Below are 22,350 nucleotides of genomic sequence, written 5' to 3'. Positions count from 1 at the left end.
TTGGAGGCTATTAGATGAGTAAAGATGTATTTGTATCATTAGTAAAAGAACGCGGAATTGACTTGAGTGAAAAGCAGCTTCAACAATTTGAGCGTTATTTTAAGATTCTTGTTGAGTGGAATGAAAAAATGAATCTAACTGCCTTAACAAGCGAGGAAGATGTATATATTAAGCATTTTTATGATTCAATTTCAGCAAGTTTTTTCTATTCATTTGAAGCAGGACAAAAGATCATTGATGTTGGCGCTGGGGCTGGTTTTCCAAGCATCCCTCTTAAAATTTTATACCCAGAAATACATGTGAGCATTGTTGATTCTCTTAAAAAACGTATCGGGTTTTTAGAGCATTTAGCAAGTGAACTCGAGTTAGATGGAGTAGCCTTTTATCACGATCGTGCTGAAACCTTCGGACAAAATCCAGCACATCGTGAACAATATGATATTGTAACCGCTCGTGCAGTAGCTAGAATGTCTGTGTTAGCTGAGCTATGCTTGCCGCTCGTAAAAGTTGGCGGGGAGTTTATTGCAATGAAAGGTGCTGGAGCTGAAGGAGAGCTTACAGATGCTAAAAATGCGCTTATCCAACTAGGGGCTAAAGTGAAGGATGATCATACGTTTAAGCTGCCAATTGAAGAGAGCGAACGTCATATTATGATTATTGAAAAGCAAAAAGCGACAAAGAAAAAGTATCCTAGAAAGCCGGGGACTCCAAATAAGCAGCCGTTGTAGATCTTTATAGGTCATGTTTCACGTGAAACATGACCTTCCTTTTATAAGCGTGACACAAGGTTTTACTTGACGGTATAGGAGAAAGCAGGATATAAAAGAACTAGGAATAAAAAGAAGGAAATTGGCAGTCTTTATCGAATATAGCAAGACGGTTATTATCAGAAGGTGGTGTCAGGCGATGAAGCAACCGTTTTCACGCCTATTTGGCTTTAGTGATAAGCATGAAGAGGTTGAAGTGAGCGGGAATGAAGAAGTACAGCAAATTGCAATTGCAGATATTGTTCCTAATCGTTTTCAGCCGCGGACAGTATTTGATGAGGAACGGATTGAAGAACTCGCTCAGACCATCCGTACCCATGGTGTCATTCAGCCAATTGTTGTACGTGAACGCGATGGGAAGTATGAGTTAATTGCAGGGGAAAGACGATGGCGTGCTGTGACAAAGCTTGGTTGGGAGAAGATCCCTGCTTTAGTAAAGGAATTTAACGATTCTCAAACAGCATCAATTGCCTTGATCGAGAACTTGCAGCGCGAAGGATTAACTTCGATTGAAGAAGCTATTGCGTATGCAAAATTAATTGAACTTCATGGACTAACACAGGAAAGCTTGGCGCAAAGATTAGGCAAAGGTCAATCGACTGTCGCGAATAAATTACGTCTGCTTCACCTGCCTGAAATAGTCCAGCATGCTATTTTAGAACGTCATATATCAGAACGACATGCAAGAGCCTTGCTTGCTTTAAAAAATGAAGAACTACAAGTCCAGCTTCTTGAAGAAATTGTCGAGAAGCATTTAAATGTGAAACAAACGGAAGAAAGAGTTCGAGTGCTTCTTGAAGGGCAGCCTGAACCTAAGAAAAAAGCAACGCGGAAATCATATCCAAAAGATATGCGAATCGCTATGAATACCATTCGACAATCAGTTGATATGGTTTTAAAGAGTGGTTTGCAGGTGGATGCCGATGAAGAAGAGAATGAAGAATTCTATCAATTTACGATTCGTATACCTAAAAAATAATCTATCGACAATCGGTAGATTATTTTTATTATTAGTTGATTAAACATATCTAGCGAGAGATGAAACGGCACTTTTAGAGAAACAGTATAAGTCAGAAAAGAAATTTTGAACTCACACAACTTTCTAAATTTTTTCATGTGAACTGTGTTAAAATGAAGTGGAACTTATCAATTTTTAACGATTATTACAAACAATTCATTCAAACATGTACGGTAATGATGATAGTGTACATACATGATTTATTAAGATAATAGTTGTTTCACATACAACAGTAAGGTGAACGGAAAGTGGGTGACAGCATGGCCAAAGTCATTGCTGTAGCAAATCAAAAAGGCGGAGTTGGAAAAACGACAACGGCTGTTAATTTGAGTGCTTGTTTAGCTTATATTGGAAAAAGAGTTCTATTAGTTGATATCGATCCTCAAGGAAATGCTACAAGCGGAGTAGGTGTTGAAAAAGGCGATGTAGATGAATGTGTATATGACATTTTGGTCGAGGATGTTGAGGCGGTTAGCGTTATCAAAAAAACATCGGTAGAAAACCTTGATGTCCTGCCGTCTACCATTCAACTTTCTGGAGCTGAAATAGAGCTTGTACCGACGATTTCACGGGAAGTTCGTTTAAAAAGAGCGCTGCAGACTGTATCGAAGAATTACGATTATATCTTTATTGATTGTCCTCCCTCGCTAGGTTTATTAACGATTAATGCTTTGACTGCTTCTGACAGTGTATTGATTCCGGTTCAATGTGAGTACTATGCCCTCGAAGGATTAAGTCAGCTTCTAAATACTGTACGACTTGTACAAAAGCATTTAAATACAGAGTTAGCTATTGAAGGGGTTTTATTAACAATGCTTGATGCTAGGACGAACCTCGGTATTCAAGTCATTGAAGAGGTGAAAAAATACTTTCGTGAAAAAGTATTTGATACCATCATCCCTCGTAATGTGCGTTTAGGAGAAGCGCCGAGTCATGGTCAACCGATTATTATTTATGATGCCAAATCTCGGGGTGCACAAGTATATGTAGATCTAGCAAAGGAAGTGGTGTCTAGTGGCTAAAGGATTAGGCAAGGGCTTAAAAGCCTTTTTTCCAGAACATAATGAATCAGCTCCAGATTCAGTCCAAGAAATTGCTATCAATGAAATAAGACCGAATCCATATCAACCACGAAAGCTTTTTTCAGAAAAAGCGATTGACGAGCTGGCCGAATCTATTCAAAGTCATGGAATATTACAGCCAATTATTGCAAGGAAAAGCATTAAAGGCTATGAAATTGTGGTAGGAGAAAGAAGATTCAGAGCGGCTCAAAAAGCCGGTCTTAAAGCGGTTCCTGTTGTTGTACGTGAATTAGATGAACAAAAAATGATGGAGCTTGCTTTAATCGAAAATCTTCAACGTGAAGATCTGAATCCGATTGAGGAAGCGATGGCCTATGAAAAGCTGATGGAGCATCTTGGATACACACAAGAGCAGCTGGCATCTCGTCTTGGTATGAGCCGCCCGCATATAGCGAACCATATCCGTTTGCTGCAGCTGCCTAAGCCGGTGCAGGAGTTTATCTCAGAGGGTACGTTATCAATGGGGCATGGAAGAGCTCTACTTGGTGTGAAAGACAAACAAAAACTCGCAGTATTAGTTGAAACGATCATCAATGAGAGTTTAAGTGTTCGCGAGGTTGAAGAGTTAGTTAACAAGATGAATGACCGTGTTTCACGTGAAACGTCTCGTAAGAAAATTCAGCTTACTCCGCAGCTAAAAGAATATCAGGATACGCTGCGTTCTCGTTTTGGTACATCGGTGTCTATTAAGCCGGGTAAAAATAAAGGTAAAATTGAGATCGATTATTTTTCAGAAGATGATTTAGAAAGAATTTTAGCTTTGCTGAAATCTGAGAAATCTTAAGTGTTAAAATGACTAAGAACATGAATAAATGGAGAAGTCATCAATTATGATGGCTTCTTTTTCTAGCAGATATCAGGATTAAGCAAAAAGGAGAGTCTTTATGATTTATTTTGATCACGCCGCATCGTCTTATCCTAAGCCAAAAGCTGTAGGGGAAGCGATGATAGAAGCGGTGAATGAATATGCGGCTAATCCTGGAAGGGGCGGACACCAGCTCGCTGAAAGAGCAGGCCGAGTGATTCAGGAAGCAAGAAACGAATTAGCTGCCTTTTTTAATGCACCTAATGGCAAGCATGTTTGGTTTTATCAGAACGCAACGATGGCATTGAATCAGGCGATAAGCGGGTTTCCTTTTGAAGAAGGGGATCATATTGTAACAACAGCCTTTGAACATAATTCTGTCTTAAGGCCCCTGCATCAGGCTGCTAAGCTAAGAGGCATTTCGGTTACGTATATCCAACCGGATGAAGATGGCATCATTTCAATCGATGAGATGAGAGAGGCTGCAGGAGAGCGTACGAAAGCAATTATTGTTTCACATGCTTCTAATGTGACGGGCGCTATTGTTCCTTTAAAAGAGGTGAAGCAGATTGCCGAAGAGGTTGGTGCCATCCTTATTGTCGATGCCTCACAAACAGCAGGAACCTTGTCCATTGATATGGAAAGAGACGGAATTGACCTGTTGGCATTTGCAGGCCACAAAAGTTTATTAGGACCCCAAGGGACAGGGGTCCTCATTTCTAAGCATGATTATCAGCTTCTGCCCCTTATGCACGGAGGCACTGGGAGTTACTCAGAGAGCAGTACTCAGCCGTCTGAGTGGCCGGATCGTTATGAGGCAGGGACATTGAATACACCGGGGATTGCAGGATTACTCGCCGCTTTAAAAGATGTTAAAAAGCGAGGAATTGATGAGGTCTATCAACACGAGCAAAATCTTTTAGCATTGTTCTTAGAAGGGCTTAGGAAGCTAGAAACAGCAGAAGTTTTCGGTCCTGCTCATTTACATCAACGATTAGCCGTTTGTTCCTTCCGGTTAAAAGAGGTGGAAAGTCATGAGCTGGCATTTATTTTAGATGAGCATTACGGAATGGCCGTACGAGCAGGCCTTCATTGTGCACCAATGACTCATCATTCACTTGAAACCGTTGATACAGGGCTCGTTCGTGTAAGTTTTGGCCCTTATAATACAGAAGACGAAGTCAAACAATTAGTAGAGGCATTAATAGAGATAGAGCAAGCATTTTAGAGAAGAGTAGGAGAGAGTGTAGAGATGGTGTTGACTGGGACGCTTGTAAATGGACTTGCCATCATAGTGGCAGCTTGTATTGGATTGTTAGTGAGAGGGATACCAGAGCGAGTGAAAACGACTGTCATGCAAGCAATCGCTTTGGCAGTTGTCGTGTTAGGGATTGACATGGGACTTAAGAGCGAACAGTTTTTAGTCGTTATCGGAAGTTTAGTCATTGGCGGATTAATTGGTGAGAAATTAGATTTAGAAAAGCGATTAAATCAGGTGGGTGCTTTTATCGAAAGGAAGCTCGGCTCAAAAGAAGAGGGGTCGGTAGCAAAGGCATTTGTCACGACAACTCTTATTTATGTAGTAGGGGCGATGGCTGTACTCGGTGCACTTGACAGCGGACTTCGCGGAGATCATTCGGTTCTTTATACAAAAGCGATGCTTGATGGATTTTCAGCCATTATCTTCACTTCCACCTTAGGTATAGGAGTTATTTTCTCAGCCATACCTGTCGTGCTGTATCAAGGCGGGATAGCAATTTTAGCAACTCAAATTAATGCTTATGTTCCTAGTGAGCTGATGGATATGTTTATTGTAGAAATGACAGCTACAGGCGGAGTGATGATTGTTGCTATCGGGTTGAATATTTTAGGAGTTTTGCAGATAAGGGTGGCTAATTTACTGCCAAGTATCCTTGTGGTTGCAGTATTAGTTACGGGCATTTATTTAATTTAATAGGAGATCAAAAAGAGACACCTTTAGACGGAAGCTCCGTTTAAAAAGGTGTCTCTTTTTTTGTTTTGAGAAAAATATTAGGCTTTAAGTTTTCGAGTAAAGACGTTGGCTTTGTTCGGTGCGGCAGTTGTTGATCTACAGAGTATATGACATCAGAGATCGTATCAGCCATTCTCATAACGGTAAACAATCTAGTGTTCTGTAACACAAAATACTCCATCATCCCGCCGATATTGACGATTCCGGTGATATGGATATCACCAACAGCCGGCAATTGTTTGTTAACGGCAGCCCCTGGCTGAACAGGGCCATTGGCAAGTGAGATCTTTCCAATACTGTTCACTCGCCCTAAGCAAGCATCAATGGCTAAAATGTAAGGCCGGTAATGCGATTGTTCGATTTCCTTCAAGCGGTCAGCCAAGTTAACGGCATGAACTGGCTTCTCAAGCGTTCCATACACATGAAAACGCTGCAGCTTTTTCTCCGATAATTTAGTACCAATTAATGGACCTAATGAATCTCCAGTTGAGCGGTCTGTTCCGATACAAACAATAACAAGTTCGCGGCGGGTGAGCTCATTTGTATGAGTGAAGAGATTGTGTATGAGTGTTGATTTGGCATCATCTTCATCCATGTGTACTCGAATAGGGGTCAAACTTTTTCCGAAAAGGCGATGGTTTGTACTCATAACATCGGCTCCTTTGCCATAGTAGTAGCAGTATACGGATATTTTTTCCTTTCTATACGTATAGTTGTGAAAATAGATTGTGAAAATTTAGAAAAATACCTATATGGAGGTCATTCATAGGTTTCACGCAATGAAGGAGAGGAGGGTGCGGGATGTGGTCAGGCGGGTTTAAATGGATGTTTTTAATTATAGGTACGATGATTGGGGCTGGGTATGCTTCTGGTCGCGAGTTATGGGAGTTTTTTGGGGCCGAAAGCGGACTAGCCATCTTTTTATTTGCACTCTTATTTACGATTTGTACAGCGATCATTATGGGGATCAGCTATCAAAAACGGTCTAAACATTATTTACCGATCTTACATGTACTGATGGGGAAGAGGCTTACTAAACTATATGATTTTATGATCGTTCTTTACCTTTTCTCGACAACAGTAATAATGCTTGCTGGGGGCGGTGCTACTCTTGAGGTGCTTCATCTTCCATATTGGTTAGGAATTGTTTTTATCGGAGGCTGTGTCGTACTGCTTTTTGTATGGGATACAAAAGGAATGACGTCAATGAATGCAGTCATTATTCCTGTTTTAATCGTCTGCTTACTTGGTGTGTTGGTTGCTTTTCAGACGTTAAAAGGGTTTCCGATCTCTTTTCGATTAGATGAGCAGCATAATTGGCCGGCCGCGTTAACTTTTACATCTTTAAATATTCTTCCTCTTGTAGCTGTACTTGCAGCCGTAGGAGGTGAAATTCGCCATAAGGGTGAAATTTGGGTAGCGAGTTTAGGGAGCGGGCTTATTCTTGGAGGGATTTCCTTTTTATACAACGAATCACTGCTTCAAGTAGCTGGTGATATTATGCTTTACGAGATTCCTTTATTTGCTATTTTAAAGCACTATCCTTATTTTATGGTCATTGTGATGTCAGGCTTATTGTGGATGGCTATTTATACGACAGCAGCAGCAGGGGTTTTCGGTCTCATCTCTCGCTTACGAGGATATATAAAGGGGAAGGCGTGGCTGATTGCCTTATTCCTCATTTCGTTAATGGCGCCTCTTACAACATTTGGTTTTTCAACCTTAATTGCAATTTTGTATCCTCTATATGGCGTGTTGAATCTATATGTGTTTGCAAGCATCTTGCTTTATCCGATTTTAAACCATTCAGCCAGTGTGAAATAGTTGCTTCCTAGTTTGGTTTACTTGTCCCGTCTAAGGTCGTTTTGGTGTATAATACTAAGCAACAAAATGGATAGCTTGGATAGGAGGGCCTAGGATGACAGATAAAGAATTTGCACTCGGGGATGTCGTAGAAATGAAGAAGCAGCATCCGTGCGGAGAGAATCGCTGGAAGATCATACGCATGGGAATGGATGTTAGAATTAAATGCTTAGGGTGTCAGCATAGTGTCATGCTTCCAAGAAAAGAGTTTACAAAAAAATTGAAACGGATTTTAGAGAAGGCGCCAAATTCATAAATAATTCTCAGAACAAGGTAGTGATTCATGATCATAACCTTGTTTTTTTGTGGGTCTGTATCTATAATTGGTAGGGATATTAAGAGAGTATGATCACATAGGGTGTATATTTGATAACTATGTGAATTTGATAAATAAAGGAAGTGAGCCGTTATGGCATTAACAACTGGGATTGTTGGATTACCAAACGTAGGGAAATCAACACTTTTTAATGCAATTACACAAGCAGGTGCAGAATCTGCAAACTACCCATTCTGTACAATTGACCCGAATGTAGGGATTGTAGAAGTGCCTGATCATAGATTACAAACGTTAACAGAACTTGTGGATCCTAAAAAGACAGTACCTACTGCATTTGAATTCACAGATATTGCAGGGATCGTAGAAGGAGCTAGTAAAGGCGAAGGACTAGGAAACAAGTTTTTATCTCATATTCGCCAAGTTGACGCTATTTCTCATGTTGTTCGTTGCTTTGCTGATGACAATATTACTCACGTATCAGGCAGCGTAAATCCGCTTAATGATATTCAAGTGATTAACTTAGAGCTGATCTTAGCTGATTTTGAATCAGTTGAAAAGCGAATCGGCCGTGTGGCAAAGTTAGCTAAAACAAGGGATAAAGAAGCAGTTGCTGAGCTTGAAGTATTAGAGCTTCTTCGTGATGCATTTGAAGAAGAAAAGCCAGCTAGAAGCATTGAATTTACAGAAGAACAAGAGAAGATCGTTAAGCAGCTGCACCTTCTGACAAGTAAGCCGGTACTATATGTTGCTAACGTTAGTGAAGAAGATCTTCTTTCTCCTGAAGACAATGATTACGTGAAGCAAGTAAAGGAATTTGCAGCTGGTGAAAACAGTGAAGTGATCGTAGTTTGCGCGAAAATTGAGTCTGAAATTGCTGAGCTTGAGGGCGATGAAAAGCAAATGTTCCTTGAAGAGCTAGGCATTGAAGAATCAGGTTTAGACCAGTTAATTCGTGCAGCGTATAACTTGCTTGGCCTTGAAACTTATTTCACTGCAGGTGTCCAAGAAGTACGTGCATGGACATACCGCAAAGGAACAAAAGCACCTCAAGCAGCAGGAATCATCCACACAGACTTTGAACGTGGATTTATCCGTGCAGAGGTTGTATCTTATGATGACTTAGTTGATGCCGGTTCAATGGCAGTAGCCAAAGAGCGCGGAAAAGTTCGTCTAGAAGGAAAAGAGTATGTAGTACAAGACGGAGACGTAGTACACTTCCGCTTTAATGTTTAATGAACAATAGATACGAATAAGATGCAGTGGTTATAACCGCTCCTGAATAGTTCATCCGCTAGGTTATTACATTATGTAATAGCCTAGCGGATAATTTAGTTTTCTCTCAAAAGTTACCTAACATAAAGTGCTTCAAACATGGGTTATAGCATAGTCGTCGCTTCTGAACGATACTTCGCTTTCCGCGATGAGCTGCTGAGCTTCCTCGGGCATTGGCCCTGTTGGGATCTCAGCCCTGCTCTAGGCACCGCAGGAGTCTACGTATAGTTCATCTGCTGGGTTATTGGATTTTGTGATGATTATGTGGAGCGATTTAGTTAGGCTCAGTTCAAATTCTGAACCGTCCTTCGTTTACTAAATCACTGAGCAACGAACAAGTTCGATGAGGGTGCACTATATAACATCCTTCCTCCGTTGATTGGGGCGGAAGGTAATCGACTCCTGCGGGATGTGCGTGGAGGCCACTGAAAAAGTTCTTTTGTTTTTTAGAGAGTGGTTGGCCGAATTTATTCGGCCAACCACTCTCTTTTTCCTATATAATTAAGGTACTAATAACGGTATAGGTGATGTTGAAATGATTAAAGGACAAGACTCGATCCCTCTTAGCCCATATATGGGACTCTATGATCTCGTGGTACCTAAAGACAATATGCTTCGTCAAATGAATGAACTCGTGGATTTTTCTTTCATTATGGACGAACTCCAAGACAAGTATTGTTTGACGAATGGTCGTAATGCGATCTCTCCGATCCGCATGTTTAAATACCTTTTATTAAAGACTATTTTTGATTTGTCAGATGTTGATGTAGTGGAACGCTCCAAGTACGACATGTCATTTAAATTCTTTTTAGACTTGGCTCCAGAAGCTGGTGTCATTGACCCCAGTTCCCTAACGAAATTCCGTAAACTCCGTCTTCCAGATGAGGGTTTATTAGATATGCTGGTTGGGAAGAGCGTTGAGATCGCTATAGAACATAATATCCTTAAAGACCCCACTATTATCCTTGATGCGACTCATACGAGAGCTTGTTTTAATAAAAAATCACCGAAAGAATTTCTACAAGAAAAGTCTAAAAATGTTCGGAAAGCAGTCTATCGTGTAGATGAGTCGATGCAAGGGAAGTTCCCTGACAAACCTACATCTAATGACCTTCAAGAGGAATTAGAGTACTGCCGACAGGTCATCTCTACTGTAGAAAGCTCAAAAAGTGTCGAAGTACCCGCTGTGAAAGAAAGGCTTAATGTCTTAAAAGAAGTTGTCGAGGATTATGAAGAAAACATGATTCAATCGGAGGACCCTGACGCACGAACAGGATTTAAATCTCAAGACACTTCTTTCTTTGGATATAAATCTCACCTTGCCATGACAAATGAAGAACGAATTATTACCGCTGCGGTCATTACATCAGGTGAAAAAAATGACGGGAAATACCTAAGAGAACTCGTGGACAAAACAAAAAATGCAGGTGTAAACGTAGATACCATTATCGCTGATACAGCTTACTCCGAAAGAGAAAATATCCGTTTCACAAACGAACACAAAATGGAGCTTGTCTCAAAACTTCACCCTCTAGTTACTAATGGATCACGTAAGAATGATGAGTTTGAGTTTAATAAAGATGCTGGTACATATATGTGTAAGGCAGGACACCTAGCCATTCAAAAGAAATATGATGGCTGTACCAAGCACAATAAAAATCCTAGATACCGTTATTTCTTCGACGTAGAAAAATGTAAGGTTTGCCCTCTGAAAGAGGGATGTTACAAAGAAGGGGCTAAAACAAAGTCGTACTACGTAACAGTTAAATCAACTGAACACACCGAGCAAGAAGCGTTTCAAGAAACAGAGAGATTCAAAGAACTATCAAAGTCTCGGTATAAAATAGAAGCGAAGAACAGCGAATTAAAAAACCGGCACGGGTATAAAAAAGCGAATTACTCGGGTCTATTTGGTATGCAAATACAAGCGGCCACCACCATATTCGCCGTCAATTTAAAAAGAATATTGAGACTCAAGAACCAAAAAGAGTCGTAATAATCAAGAGAAAGGGCAGTTTCTTCTCCACGGCCGGAGAAGAAACTGCCCTTATTTTTTATTTTTTTGATCATTTCCTCAGGCCACTAAAAAAACCATGGGTTTATCAGTGGCCTCATGTGCGTGGCCAGGGGAGACTCCACAAGAGCGTAGCGATGAGGAGGCTCCCGGACCGCCCGCGGAAAGCGATTGCCTGCAGCGAAAATCAACAAATATGTTAGACGGAGACTATTGAAGAGGACCAACTGTTAAATGAAAAGCGAAGTATCGTTCAGGAGCGGTGCATAAGCATTTCTCATTTGTTAAAACTCTTTTTTCTACCAAGATGATGCTTGCACCCTATCTTTCATTCTGATATAATCTACTAATGCGAGTGAAATGACTCATTAGATGAGTTTTGCTCCTTGCTCCTTAAATGGAGCCGTTAGACCAAAAGGAGGTGACCGGAATGCGTAAGTACGAAATTATGTACATCATCGCTCCAAACCTAGAAGAGTCAGCAAACAAAGAGATTATCGAACGCTTTAATGGTGTTCTTACATCAAATGGTGCTGAAGTTGAAAAGGTTGAAGAGATGGGTAAGCGTCGTTTAGCATACGAAATCAACGATTATCGTGAAGGTTTCTACGTGCTTTTAAGTGTACAAGCTAACTCAGAAGCGATTGCAGAATTTAACCGTCTTATCAAGATTAACGACAACGTTATTCGTGTCCTAATCACTAAAGACGAAGAATAATTAATGAAAAAGTGGGAGGGGTACGGATGCTAAACCGTGTCATACTAGTTGGACGTTTAACGAAAGATCCAGAGCTGCGTTATACGCCGAGTGGAGTAGCAGTAGCGAACTTTACGCTCGCGGTAAACCGTACATTTTCAAACCAGCAAGGAGAGCGCGAAGCAGACTTCATCAATTGTGTTGTTTGGCGTAAACCTGCTGAGAATGTGGCTAATTACCTTAAAAAAGGCAGCCTGACTGGTGTAGACGGCCGAATCCAAACTAGAAGCTATGACAACAATGAAGGCCGTCGTGTCTTTATTACAGAAGTTGTAGCGGAAAGTGTGCAATTCCTAGAACCAAGAGGAGCAAGTCAAGGACAAGGAAATGCGTATGCAGGAGGCGGAGCACCAACTGGTGGAAACGATTATAGCAGGCAGAATCAACAACCAGATCGTCAATCTGGCGGATTTAACGATGATCCTTTTGCTAATGATGGCAAACCAATTGACATCTCGGATGACGATTTACCATTCTAATGCCTCTTCTGCTTATTTAACGAAAAAGAAGCATGAATTATAAAACATTTCTATTGAAAGGAGTGCTGTCTAATGGCTCGTCGTGGTCGTCCAAAGCGTCGTAAGGTTTGTTTCTTCACTGTAAACAAAATTACGAAAATCGATTACAAAGATACAGATCTTCTAAAGCGTTTCATCTCTGAGCGTGGAAAAATTCTTCCTCGCCGTGTAACTGGAACGTCTGCTAAGTATCAACGTCAACTTACAACAGCAATCAAGCGTGCTCGTCAAATCGCTTTATTGCCGTATGTAAATGATGTTAACTAATAGCATAATTTATAAAAGCATGGTAGAGCTTCTACCATGCTTTTTGTTTTAGGCGCATACTCAATGTCTGTGCTGCTGTTTCTTTGCTTTTATCACTTAGTCTATGCATAATTTTCTTCTGATCGATTAAGATGATGAATAAGAGATTAGAGGATAGTGTTTGGCTGAGAGCTTTAATTTTCCTCGCAATTACGCTAAAATAGACAAGGATATGAGAAACTGTCAAAAATCCTTGCTTGTAAGCAGGTTGATGGTTGGTTGGAAAGATAAATGAGGTGAATGTGTGAAACAAACGAGAACACTAACAGAAGGAGCAATACTCGGAGCTCTTTTTGTCAGTTTATTAGCCATTACGCTGTATGTTCCATTCGCTGCTTATCTTACGATGTGGGCCCTGCCGCTTCCTTTTATCTTATTTGTAGTAAGAAGAGGGTTGAAGCCAGGATTCATGCTTGTTGCTGTAGCGATTTTGCTTTCTTTTATGATCGCAGGTGTTATTGGAGTACCTGGGGCATTATTTTTTGGAAGCGCGGGACTTGTGATAGGTGAGTTATACCGCCGGAAGTTAGCACCTTTTAATGTGTTAATTGGCGGGAGTTTAATATATATGTTAAATATGCTGCTTGTCTATGTGGGGCTGTCATTAGTTATGGATGAGAATCCAATCAGCTTTATGTCAGATCTCTTGCGCGAGCAGATTCGTCTTGCAGAATCTACATTGATCACAATTGGACAAGATCCTGCTGATTCACTAGCACCTATGTATGAAATGGCAGATATGATTGTCCATTTAGTTCCGATTATGATTATTATGAGCGGGATTGCTTTAGCTGTCTTAACAGTACTGCTTGCCACACTTATTTTACGCAGGCTTGGTACAAAGGTTGAAAAATTTCCTCCGTTTCGAGACTGGCAGTTCCCTAAGTCATTCTTATGGTATTACTTAATTGTCATGATTTTATTGTTAGTAGGACAAGAAGAAGGTTCAACGATGTACATTATTGTATGGAACCTCCTGCCTCTGCTTGAGATTGTGATGATGGTCCAAGGTTTTGCGTTTATATTTTATTATTGTTACCATAAAAAAGTTAACAAAGCACTTCCAATTATTATTGTTATTGTTACATTGATTATAAACCCTTTGACACAGCTTATTCGTATTCTAGGGATTATTGATTTAGGCTTTGATCTACGTAAACGTATTAAAAGCGAGAAAAAATAGGAGCTGACACTATGCCGAAGTTCTTAATGAAGCGGTGGCATGGCTACCACGTAATTGCCCTATTTGCCGTAGCGGTGATTTTCAGCAGTGTGCTGATGATCTATCACTGGCAGGTTGGCGTCATAGGTTTATTTATATTAGGTGTGCTAGCCATCTACACGTCACAAGCGCGTTTTGCGTTTGAACGTGATTTAGAAGCGTATATCCAAACGCTTTCCTACCGTGTAAATAAGGCGGGGGAAGAGGCAGTCATGAAGATGCCTGTAGGAATTCTCCTTTATAATGATGATAAGATCATCCAGTGGGTTAATCCCTTTATAGGCCAACATATTGCTGATGACTTAATTGATAAAAGCTTGGACGATTTACATGATGAGCTGGTTCCGATGATTGAAGACAATGTTGAAGGTGATGTGATCACTTTAGGGTCAAGGTCTTATCATGTTACGTTTGAACCGACAGAGAGGTTAATTTATTTTCAAGATGTAACAGAAAAGGAAGAGACAATAGAATTATATGAGGACACAAAAACGGTTGTCGCTCTTATTTATTTAGATAATTATGATGAAGTGACGCAAGGAATGGAAGATCAAGTGAGGAGCCGGCTCATGAGCCAGGTCACTTCTGCTTTAAATAAATGGGCAAATGATAATGATATCTTGCTCAGACGAACAGCTTCTGACCGATTTGTTGCAATTATGAACTATAAATCACTCAGACAGATTGAGGAAGTTCGCTTTGATCTGCTCGATGAAATTAGAACGCTGACAGGCAAAGAAAAAGTTCCTATTACTCTTAGTATCGGGGTGGGTACGGGTGAGACCTCCTTGCGCGAGCTAGGAAAGCTTGCTCAGTCAAGTTTAGACTTGGCTTTAGGACGCGGCGGAGACCAGGTAGCCATCAAGCAAAAGAACGGAAAAGTCCGCTTTTATGGTGGAAAGTCAAATGCAATGGAAAAACGGACACGTGTTAGAGCAAGGGTCATTTCACACGCGCTGCGTGATTTTGTCCTTGAAAGTGACCGTGTCATCATAATGGGCCACAAAAATCCGGATATGGATTCAATTGGTGCTGCGATTGGTGTTTTGAAAATTGCTGAAGTAAATGGGAAGGAAGGCTTTGTCGTCCTTGATCCGAGTGATATTAACCACGATGTTCAAAAGTTAATGGAAGAAGTTGAAAGTCATGAGGATCTTTGGTCGCAATTTGTTACACCAGATGAGGTTCTAGATTATGTGACAGATGACACACTTCTTGTCGTTGTAGATACGCATAAACCTTCTCTTGTGATGGAACCTAAGCTGCTTCCTAAAGTGGACCGGATCATTGTCCTTGATCACCATAGACGCGGTGAAGAGTTTATTGAGGATCCTGTTCTTGTGTATATGGAACCTTATGCTTCATCGACAGCAGAATTGGTTACAGAACTGCTGGAATACCAGCCGAAGCAGCTTAAGATGGACAGGCTTGAAGCAACATCGCTCCTTGCCGGAATTATTGTAGATACAAAGAGTTTTGCTGTGCGCACGGGTGCAAGAACCTTCGATGCGGCGTCATTCCTCCGCTCAAACGGGGCGGATACAACATTGGTTCAAAAGCTGCTTAAAGAAGACATGGACCAATATGTAAAGCGTGCTAAGCTGATTGAGAATGCAGAGGTATATCGCGAGGGAATGGCGATTGCTGTAGCTGATGAAAGTGAGAGCTTAAGCCAGATTGTCATTGCTCAAGCAGCTGATACCTTGCTTACAATGAAAGACGTAGCTGCATCCTTTGTGATTTCAAAGAGAAAAGATGATATGGTAAGCATAAGCGCCCGTTCGCTGGGTGATGTGAACGTCCAAGTCATTATGGAACGTTTAGAAGGCGGAGGACACCTTTCCAATGCTGCTACACAATTACAAGGTGTTACTCTCCAAGAGGCGAGAGAGAAACTAGAGAAGGCCATAGATGAAAGTTTAGAAGGGGGACAATAAGATGAAAGTTATTTTCTTAGAAGATGTTAAAGGTAAAGGAAAAAAAGGTGAGTTAAAGAATGTATCTGAAGGATATGCGCGTAATTACCTGCTTCCTAATAACTTAGCGGTTGAAGCAACAAAAGGAAATGTCGCTAATCTTAAAGCCCAAAAAAACAGCGAGCAGAAGAAAGCCGCAGAAGAGCTTGAGGCTGCGAAAAAATACAAAGAAGAGCTTGAAGCCTTAACGGTAGAAATTAAAGCCAAATCAGGAGAAGGCGGCCGTTTATTCGGTGCCGTATCAACAAAACAGATAGCGGAAACACTTTCCGGTATGAAAATGAAGGTAGATAAGCGTAAAATAATGCTTAACGACCCTATTCGCTCACTAGGGTATACGAATGTTCCTATTAAAATTCACCCAGAAGTGATAGCAACAGTGAAAGTTCACGTAGTAGAAAGCGAATAAATAAAGAAATACGCTTTTCTTTAGACGGTCTGATCTCTCTAGGTGCCAAGAATATCTTGCAATTCCTAGCAAGGTCAGACCGTTTTCATTTTTTTATATTCGTTCTTATTTTTATATTTATTTTTTTTATAGAAAGGAAGTAGTGCCATGAGTGATTTATTTGCTGATCGTACCCCGCCGCAAAATATAGAAGCCGAACAAGCGGTACTCGGTGCGATCTTTTTAGCTGATGTAGCACTCGTCACCGCATCTGAACGCTTACTGCCTGAAGACTTTTACCGGGCCGCGCACCAGCGCGTGTATCAGGTGATGCTTGAGTTGGCAGAAAAAGGTGAACCGGTTGACCTAGTAACCGTAACTTCAGAGCTGCAAGACCGTAAATGGCTTGATGATATTGGCGGAGTAGCTTATTTAAGTGACTTAGCAAACGCCGTACCGACGGCAGCTAATGTGGAATATTACAGTAAAATTGTTGAAGAAAAATCAGTGCTGCGCCGTCTAATTAAGGTAGCGACGAATATTGCAGCGGACGGGTATACGAGCGAGGATGAAGTTGATGCGATACTCGATGATGCGGAAAAAACGATCTTAGATGTTGCCCAGCGCAAAAATACAAGTGCTTTTATTTCCATTAAAGACGTTCTCGTTGAAACGTATGATCAAATTGAATTGCTTCAAAACCAAAAAGGAGACATTACAGGGATCCCGACTGGGTTTGTTGAGCTTGATAATATGACAGCAGGGTTTCAGCGGAATGATTTAATTATTGTGGCCGCTCGTCCTTCTGTTGGTAAGACCGCTTTTGCTTTAAATATCGCTCAAAATGTAGCCACTAAAACAGACGAGAATGTCGCTATCTTTAGTCTAGAGATGGGAGCGAGTCAGCTTGTTCAGCGTATGCTTTGTGCGGAAGGAAATATTGATGCTCAGAGAATGCGTACAGGTGCTCTAACAGCAGAAGACTGGCAGAAGCTCACGATGGCAATGGGCAGCCTTGCTAAAGCTGGTATATATATAGATGATACTCCAGGCGTGAAGGTTAATGACATTCGTGCTAAGTGCAGGCGTCTAAAGCAGGAGCAGGGACTTGGTATGATCATGATTGACTATTTACAGCTGATCCAAGGAAACGGTCGAAGCGGCGAGAACCGTCAACAGGAAGTTTCAGAAATCTCTCGTACCCTAAAAGCGATTGCTCGTGAACTAGAGGTCCCTGTAATCGCCCTGTCACAGCTGTCTCGTGGCGTAGAGTCGAGACAAGATAAACGACCAATGATGTCTGATATTCGTGAATCTGGAAGTATTGAGCAGGATGCTGATATCGTTGCGTTCTTATATCGTGATGATTACTATGATAAAGAATCAGAGAATCAGAATATTATCGAAATCATTATAGCCAAACAGCGTAACGGCCCTGTCGGCACCGTTGAGCTAGCTTTTGTGAAGGAATATAATAAGTTCGTTAACCTAGAACGAAGGCATGACGAAAGAAGCATGCCGCCCGGAGCCTAGATACAATTAAAAATAGGCTTCGACATCAAAGTGTTTAACTGAATGGGATATGAAAACATAACAGTCGACCCCGCTTCTACTGAATAAGTACCACCTGCAGTAGTTGTTGATTTCCGCTGCAGGCACACGCTTTCCGCGGGCGGCCCGGGAGCTTCCTCGTCGCTACATGCACTGGACCCATAAAGTTGGACACTTTTTTAAGCAGCTTTTTGGGTACTGAGTCGATAAGCTACTGGACTTTTCCGGTTCAATCTTGATTTAATTCTCACATGGTTGTAGTAATAGATGTATTGTTCTAACTCTTCTTTGAAGTGTTCAATACTATCAAATTCGTTTAAATAAAGGAACTCCGATTTCAGGATTCCAAAAAAGTTTTCCATGACAGAATTATCGTGACAGTTGCCTTTTCGAGACATACTTTGTGTGATGTTATGTTCTTTCAGTTTCCTTACGTAAGGGGCCATTCGATAGTGCCAACCTTGATCAGAATGAATCAAGAGATCATCGCCTTTATTTAGGTGCTTTAACCCTTGGTCCAACATCGTATCGACCAAATCATACGTTGGTCTTGATTGGAGCGTATAGGTTATCAGTTCGCCGTTAAACAGGTCAAATAGTGGAGACAGATAGAGCTTCTGTCCAAACAATTTAAATTCCGTAATGTCTGTCACCCACTTTTGATTAGGCTTCTCGGCTCTAAAGTTACGGTTTAGGATGTTTGGAGCTGCTTTTCCAACTTCTCCTTTATATGATTTGTATTTTTTCATTCGTACAAGGCATTTAAGCCCTAGGTCTCTCATCATTCGAAGCACTTTCTTTTTGTTAATCGCATATCCCTTTTCCTGAAGGAGGTCTGTAATACGACGATAGCCATATCGACCAAAGTGCTTATGGTAAATGAATGCAATTCTTCTTTTCCATTTTCGATCAGGATCTGGCTGGCTCCATTTTTTAACAAGGTTATAGTAAGTGCTTCTAGGCATCTTGGCTATTTTCAACATTCGACTCACCGGGAATTCGTTCCTTAGTTCATATACTACTTTCGCTTTGATTTTGTTGGTGATTGTTCTTCCTGAACTAAGGCTTTCAGCTTTTTTAAATACGCATTCTCCATACGAAGGTATTCCAGCTCTTTTTTCAACTCTTCTACCGATGGGTTTGAAGAGTTGTTGCCCTTATTTTTATTCTGATTAACAGTCATTGTAGATAGCCCCTTTTCTCTTAGTTCAAAGGCATCTTCTCCAGCTGTTTCCCACTTTTTCTTCCACCTGCGAAGCATACATGGAACGGGAATATGAAAAATGGCTGATGCCTCTCGAATGGAGTAATTCTCTTCGGTCATAAATTGAATTACTTTCAGTTTAAAGGCAGCTGAATAGTTTGTATAGGGAAAGGTAAAAGCTTGATCCCCATGATAGCGAACTAACATCACCCAATATCGCAGCGTCGAATCATCTACGCCCACTTGATTTGCAAGTTCTCGATAACTGATGATTTCATTTAGATAACGTTTAGCCGCTTGAAGTTTATATTCCTTGGTGAACGTGGTCATTGATGAAGGCACCTCCTAGTGTTGATTGAGGTGTCCAACAATAGGGGTGCAGTACATACACTCCTGTGGGATCTCCCTGGTCACGCGCATCCCGCTGGAGTCGGCGCCTTCCGCTACAATCAACGGAGCGAGAAGGTTGTATAGTGCTCCCTCATCGAACTTGTTCGCTGCTCAGTGATTTAGTAAACGAAGGGCGGTTTATAATGTGAACTGAGCTTAACAAAATCGCTCTACATCCTAATTACTAAAAGCAATAACCTAGCGAAGCATATTTTAGAAGCGGAGAATCCGCTATTACCTTGTTTGATGCATTTTATGAAATGACCAGACGACTTTTTTCATTTAGTGATGGAAAGTCGTCTTTTTTGTGCAATGTTGTCAACGCACTACCCATCTTTACCGTACGTAGTTTAAAAACACTTCTGTCCGGGCCTCTTTTTGCGTATAGTTTGCATCTTTTAGAAACAATCTAATCATAAATGTATTTCCCACACGAACGAATTTGTGTACATTGTATTAAATGTTCGGGTTTTATTGACGATTGACCTGTATGTTGATATACTTGTCAATGGATTTTGAAATTTCTCGGTTAGAACGTCCGAGACGGAGGTGCAACATATGTCATCAGTAGTGGTTGTAGGTACACAATGGGGCGATGAAGGAAAAGGAAAAATTACAGATTATCTTTCTGAAAAAGCGGAAGTAGTCGCTCGTTACCAAGGTGGAAACAATGCAGGACATACAATTGTTTTCGGCGGAGAGAAGTACAAGCTTCACTTAATTCCGTCTGGGATTTTTTATAAAGATAAAGCGTGTGTAATTGGAAACGGTATGGTTATTGACCCTAAAGCATTAGTAGAAGAGCTAAAGTATCTTCATGATCGTAATGTTGATACAAGCAACTTACGCATCTCTAATCGTGCTCATGTCATTCTTCCATATCACTTAAAGCTTGATATTGTAGAAGAAGAGCGTAAAGGTGCAAATAAAATCGGAACAACGAAAAAAGGTATCGGCCCAGCTTACATGGATAAAGCAGCGCGTATTGGCATCCGTATGGCTGATCTTCTAGATCGTGAAGTATTTGAAGAGAAGCTTGAGCGTAATCTAGAAGAGAAAAATCGTATGTTTGAGAAATATTATGAAGTAGAAGGATTTACTAAAGAAGAAATCCTTGATGAATATTATGAGTACGGACAGCAAGTAGCTCACTACGTGTGTGACACATCTGTAGTGTTAAATGATGCTCTTGATGATGGACGTCGCGTTTTATTTGAAGGCGCTCAAGGGGTAATGCTTGATCTTGATCAAGGAACATATCCTTTCGTTACTTCTTCTAACCCAATTGCTGGGGGAGTAACAATCGGCTCAGGTGTTGGACCTTCTAAAATTCATCATGTAGTAGGGGTTTCTAAAGCGTATACGACACGTGTAGGTGATGGTCCATTCCCAACTGAGCTTCATGATGAGATCGGTGATAACATTCGTGAAGTTGGTAATGAGTATGGTACAACAACAGGCCGCCCTCGTCGTGTTGGCTGGTTTGATAGTGTAGTTGTGCGTCACGCTCGCCGTGTCAGTGGAATTACAGATCTTTCTTTAAATTCTATTGATGTATTAACTGGAATTGAGACATTGAAGATTTGTACGGCTTATAAGTATCGTGGTGAAGTTATTGAAGAATTCCCGGCTAGCTTGAAAGTTCTTGCTGAGTGCGAACCAGTTTATGAAGAGCTTCCAGGATGGACTGAGGATATCACTGGAGTAAAATCTTTAGATGAACTGCCAGTAAATGCTCGCCATTATATTGAGCGCGTATCACAGCTTACAGGTATTCCTTTAACAGTCTTCTCGGTTGGACCTGATAGAAATCAAACAAACCTTGTACGTGGTGTGTTTGCATAATTGATCGAAACCGCCTAGACACGGTCTAGGCGGCTTTTTTATAAATTTGATCAGTTGTTAGACATCGTATAAAAAGCTAGAAAAAGATCTTGCGCTATTCGCCAAAGTTCGCTATTCTTAATGAGTGCTGAAGGCCCGCTAACGGTATGAAAAGTTTTTTAAAAAAATTTTTAAAAAGCCTTGCACAGTTTAGAAATGCATGATATTATTATTCTTGTCGCTGAGAGTTACAGCGAACGATGACAAGCTTTACTGATTAAAGTGAGCGTCATTATCACTAAGAGCCATTAGCTCAGTTGGTAGAGCATCTGACTTTTAATCAGAGGGTCGAAGGTTCGAGTCCTTCATGGCTCACCATTTTCAACCTTTTATGAAAATGGCCCGTTGGTCAAGCGGTTAAGACACCGCCCTTTCACGGCGGTAACACGGGTTCGAATCCCGTACGGGTCACCATTTACATATTCATACTGGTCCGGTAGTTCAGTTGGTTAGAATGCCTGCCTGTCACGCAGGAGGTCGCGGGTTCGAGTCCCGTCCGGACCGCCATTTTACTTTCAATATTCATTGTGGTAAGATGGACAAGAATTAAAAGATTGGCTTGGTAGCTCAGTCGGTAGAGCAATGGACTGAAAATCCATGTGTCGGCGGTTCGATTCCGTCCCAAGCCACCATTTTTGCCGGTCTAGCTCAATTGGTAGAGCAACTGACTTGTAATCAGTAGGTTGGGGGTTCAAGTCCTCTGGCCGGCACCACTTTTATTAAAACGACAGATGTGCTTAGGCACGCTTTTTTTATTTCGTCTCTGTATTTGTGCAGGGACGTTTTTTTGTTATATAGAAATTTGTTATATAGAAAAATGCATAGTTTCATTCGTTAATCGGGGGGACGAGAAGCATAATTGGATGACTCCAGCCCAATCGCACCTAAGCAGTCGCCCATGCTTTTCTATTGTCTAGCATAGGCTCCTAAGTGCTCGTGTGCTTCGATCGATCAAATGAAATCAAAGAACGATTTCATGTTGCTCGCTCTCCAGCCCAATCGCACCTGAGCAGTCGCCCATGCTTTTCTATTGTCTAGCATAGGCTCCTAAGTGCTCGTGTGC

Annotated in this window: 20 protein-coding genes and 5 tRNA genes; 23 read left to right on the top strand and 2 right to left on the bottom strand. The window is 41.1% G+C overall.

The features are described from left to right. The first annotated feature begins 14 nt into the window (after positions 1-14). From rsmG to PQ478_RS21160, 6 genes are all read left to right on the top strand, one after another. Positions 15-728, top strand: a complete 714-nt coding sequence (rsmG, locus tag PQ478_RS21185) for a 16S rRNA (guanine(527)-N(7))-methyltransferase RsmG (protein WP_289235498.1) — start codon at positions 15-17, stop codon at positions 726-728. 178 nt (positions 729-906) lie between these two features. Next, positions 907-1,746, top strand: coding sequence for a nucleoid occlusion protein (gene noc / locus PQ478_RS21180; RefSeq protein WP_012960912.1), 840 nt, complete (start codon positions 907-909; stop codon positions 1,744-1,746). Between the two features lie 299 nt (positions 1,747-2,045). Continuing rightward, on the top strand, positions 2,046-2,807 hold the full coding sequence (locus PQ478_RS21175) for a ParA family protein (protein WP_012960911.1): 762 nt from the start codon (positions 2,046-2,048) through the stop codon (positions 2,805-2,807). After that, on the top strand, positions 2,800-3,651 hold the full coding sequence (locus PQ478_RS21170) for a ParB/RepB/Spo0J family partition protein (RefSeq protein ID WP_012960910.1): 852 nt from the start codon (positions 2,800-2,802) through the stop codon (positions 3,649-3,651). Before PQ478_RS21175 ends, PQ478_RS21170 begins: the two co-directional genes overlap by 8 nt. Before the next feature lie 100 nt (positions 3,652-3,751). Next, positions 3,752-4,900, top strand: a complete 1,149-nt coding sequence (locus PQ478_RS21165; protein WP_289235497.1) for an aminotransferase class V-fold PLP-dependent enzyme — start codon at positions 3,752-3,754, stop codon at positions 4,898-4,900. A 24-nt stretch (positions 4,901-4,924) separates the two neighbouring features. Next, on the top strand, positions 4,925-5,626 hold the full coding sequence (locus tag PQ478_RS21160; RefSeq protein ID WP_289235496.1) for a DUF554 domain-containing protein: 702 nt from the start codon (positions 4,925-4,927) through the stop codon (positions 5,624-5,626). Positions 5,627-5,666: 40 nt separating this feature from the next. On the opposite strand, the gene yyaC is transcribed toward PQ478_RS21160, so the two are convergent. Next, complete coding sequence (gene yyaC / locus PQ478_RS21155; protein ID WP_289235495.1) at positions 5,667-6,314, bottom strand: spore protease YyaC; 648 nt, start codon at positions 6,312-6,314, stop codon at positions 5,667-5,669. A gap of 152 nt (positions 6,315-6,466) precedes the next feature. On the opposite strand from yyaC, the gene PQ478_RS21150 reads away from it, so the two are divergent. From PQ478_RS21150 to dnaB, 11 genes are all read left to right on the top strand, one after another. Then, entirely contained in the window at positions 6,467-7,489 is a 1,023-nt protein-coding gene (locus tag PQ478_RS21150) for a YkvI family membrane protein (protein ID WP_022629602.1), read from the top strand. 94 nt (positions 7,490-7,583) lie between these two features. Continuing rightward, positions 7,584-7,784: a DUF951 domain-containing protein gene (locus tag PQ478_RS21145; protein ID WP_012960905.1), complete on the top strand. Its 201-nt coding sequence runs from the start codon at positions 7,584-7,586 to the stop codon at positions 7,782-7,784. Positions 7,785-7,937: 153 nt separating this feature from the next. Beyond that, the gene (gene ychF / locus PQ478_RS21140) at positions 7,938-9,038 is read left to right on the top strand and encodes a redox-regulated ATPase YchF (protein ID WP_289235494.1); all 1,101 of its coding nucleotides are present in this window, start codon (positions 7,938-7,940) and stop codon (positions 9,036-9,038) included. Positions 9,039-9,612: 574 nt separating this feature from the next. Beyond that, positions 9,613-11,073 (top strand): IS1182 family transposase, encoded by a 1,461-nt coding sequence (locus PQ478_RS21135; protein ID WP_289235493.1) that lies wholly within the window; start codon positions 9,613-9,615, stop codon positions 11,071-11,073. Between the two features lie 448 nt (positions 11,074-11,521). Beyond that, on the top strand, positions 11,522-11,809 hold the full coding sequence (gene rpsF / locus PQ478_RS21130; protein WP_012960903.1) for a 30S ribosomal protein S6: 288 nt from the start codon (positions 11,522-11,524) through the stop codon (positions 11,807-11,809). Positions 11,810-11,835: 26 nt separating this feature from the next. Next, the gene (gene ssb, locus PQ478_RS21125) at positions 11,836-12,327 is read left to right on the top strand and encodes a single-stranded DNA-binding protein (protein ID WP_289235492.1); all 492 of its coding nucleotides are present in this window, start codon (positions 11,836-11,838) and stop codon (positions 12,325-12,327) included. Between the two features lie 72 nt (positions 12,328-12,399). Next, the gene (gene rpsR / locus PQ478_RS21120; RefSeq protein WP_012960901.1) at positions 12,400-12,633 is read left to right on the top strand and encodes a 30S ribosomal protein S18; all 234 of its coding nucleotides are present in this window, start codon (positions 12,400-12,402) and stop codon (positions 12,631-12,633) included. A 283-nt stretch (positions 12,634-12,916) separates the two neighbouring features. Further along, positions 12,917-13,855: a YybS family protein gene (locus PQ478_RS21115; RefSeq protein ID WP_012960900.1), complete on the top strand. Its 939-nt coding sequence runs from the start codon at positions 12,917-12,919 to the stop codon at positions 13,853-13,855. An 11-nt stretch (positions 13,856-13,866) separates the two neighbouring features. After that, positions 13,867-15,831: a DHH family phosphoesterase gene (locus tag PQ478_RS21110; RefSeq protein ID WP_289235491.1), complete on the top strand. Its 1,965-nt coding sequence runs from the start codon at positions 13,867-13,869 to the stop codon at positions 15,829-15,831. Position 15,832: 1 nt separating this feature from the next. After that, complete coding sequence (gene rplI, locus PQ478_RS21105; RefSeq protein WP_012960898.1) at positions 15,833-16,279, top strand: 50S ribosomal protein L9; 447 nt, start codon at positions 15,833-15,835, stop codon at positions 16,277-16,279. Between the two features lie 147 nt (positions 16,280-16,426). Then, a complete protein-coding gene (gene dnaB, locus PQ478_RS21100; protein ID WP_012960897.1) occupies positions 16,427-17,791 on the top strand; it encodes a replicative DNA helicase in 1,365 nt (454 codons plus the stop codon). A 197-nt stretch (positions 17,792-17,988) separates the two neighbouring features. On the opposite strand, the gene PQ478_RS21095 is transcribed toward dnaB, so the two are convergent. Beyond that, a protein-coding gene (locus tag PQ478_RS21095; RefSeq protein WP_435521063.1) for an IS3 family transposase occupies positions 17,989-19,343 on the bottom strand; the annotation gives its coding sequence in 2 pieces (ribosomal slippage) (positions 17,989-18,875 and positions 18,875-19,343; 1,356 coding nt in all). Between the two features lie 618 nt (positions 19,344-19,961). Between PQ478_RS21095 and PQ478_RS21090 the strand changes: the two genes are divergently transcribed. The 6 genes from PQ478_RS21090 (at position 19,962) to PQ478_RS21065 (ending at position 22,000) form a co-directional block, all read left to right on the top strand. Then, a complete protein-coding gene (locus tag PQ478_RS21090) occupies positions 19,962-21,248 on the top strand; it encodes an adenylosuccinate synthase (RefSeq protein WP_012960896.1) in 1,287 nt (428 codons plus the stop codon). Positions 21,249-21,529: 281 nt separating this feature from the next. Continuing rightward, positions 21,530-21,605, top strand: a tRNA-Lys gene (locus PQ478_RS21085). A 21-nt stretch (positions 21,606-21,626) separates the two neighbouring features. Then, positions 21,627-21,701: transfer RNA gene (locus PQ478_RS21080), tRNA-Glu, on the top strand. A gap of 16 nt (positions 21,702-21,717) precedes the next feature. Further along, positions 21,718-21,794 (top strand) — tRNA-Asp (locus tag PQ478_RS21075). A 49-nt stretch (positions 21,795-21,843) separates the two neighbouring features. Then, positions 21,844-21,919: transfer RNA gene (locus PQ478_RS21070), tRNA-Phe, on the top strand. Positions 21,920-21,924: 5 nt separating this feature from the next. Continuing rightward, positions 21,925-22,000: transfer RNA gene (locus tag PQ478_RS21065), tRNA-Thr, on the top strand. The last annotated feature ends 350 nt before the right edge of the window (positions 22,001-22,350 follow it).

The organism is Alkalihalophilus pseudofirmus (genome assembly GCF_029094545.1).
Lineage (GTDB): Bacteria > Bacillota > Bacilli > Bacillales > Bacillaceae_D > Alkalihalophilus > Alkalihalophilus pseudofirmus.
The sequence above is the reverse complement of the archived record's forward strand: the minus strand, read 5'-3'. Positions and strand labels throughout refer to the sequence as shown.

Excerpts from the sequence above, each read along its gene's own strand:
- rsmG (WP_289235498.1), top strand. The coding sequence starts at position 15 with ATGAGTAAAGATGTATTTGTATCATTAGTAAAAGAACGCGGAATTGAC.
- noc (WP_012960912.1), top strand. The coding sequence starts at position 907 with ATGAAGCAACCGTTTTCACGCCTATTTGGCTTTAGTGATAAGCATGAA.
- PQ478_RS21175 (WP_012960911.1), top strand. The coding sequence starts at position 2,046 with ATGGCCAAAGTCATTGCTGTAGCAAATCAAAAAGGCGGAGTTGGAAAA.
- PQ478_RS21165 (WP_289235497.1), top strand. The coding sequence starts at position 3,752 with ATGATTTATTTTGATCACGCCGCATCGTCTTATCCTAAGCCAAAAGCT.
- PQ478_RS21160 (WP_289235496.1), top strand. The coding sequence starts at position 4,925 with ATGGTGTTGACTGGGACGCTTGTAAATGGACTTGCCATCATAGTGGCA.
- yyaC (WP_289235495.1), bottom strand. The coding sequence starts at position 6,314 with ATGAGTACAAACCATCGCCTTTTCGGAAAAAGTTTGACCCCTATTCGA.
- PQ478_RS21150 (WP_022629602.1), top strand. The coding sequence starts at position 6,467 with ATGTGGTCAGGCGGGTTTAAATGGATGTTTTTAATTATAGGTACGATG.
- PQ478_RS21145 (WP_012960905.1), top strand. The coding sequence starts at position 7,584 with ATGACAGATAAAGAATTTGCACTCGGGGATGTCGTAGAAATGAAGAAG.
- ychF (WP_289235494.1), top strand. The coding sequence starts at position 7,938 with ATGGCATTAACAACTGGGATTGTTGGATTACCAAACGTAGGGAAATCA.
- PQ478_RS21135 (WP_289235493.1), top strand. The coding sequence starts at position 9,613 with ATGATTAAAGGACAAGACTCGATCCCTCTTAGCCCATATATGGGACTC.
- rpsF (WP_012960903.1), top strand. The coding sequence starts at position 11,522 with ATGCGTAAGTACGAAATTATGTACATCATCGCTCCAAACCTAGAAGAG.
- ssb (WP_289235492.1), top strand. The coding sequence starts at position 11,836 with ATGCTAAACCGTGTCATACTAGTTGGACGTTTAACGAAAGATCCAGAG.
- rpsR (WP_012960901.1), top strand. The coding sequence starts at position 12,400 with ATGGCTCGTCGTGGTCGTCCAAAGCGTCGTAAGGTTTGTTTCTTCACT.
- PQ478_RS21110 (WP_289235491.1), top strand. The coding sequence starts at position 13,867 with ATGCCGAAGTTCTTAATGAAGCGGTGGCATGGCTACCACGTAATTGCC.
- rplI (WP_012960898.1), top strand. The coding sequence starts at position 15,833 with ATGAAAGTTATTTTCTTAGAAGATGTTAAAGGTAAAGGAAAAAAAGGT.
- dnaB (WP_012960897.1), top strand. The coding sequence starts at position 16,427 with ATGAGTGATTTATTTGCTGATCGTACCCCGCCGCAAAATATAGAAGCC.
- PQ478_RS21090 (WP_012960896.1), top strand. The coding sequence starts at position 19,962 with ATGTCATCAGTAGTGGTTGTAGGTACACAATGGGGCGATGAAGGAAAA.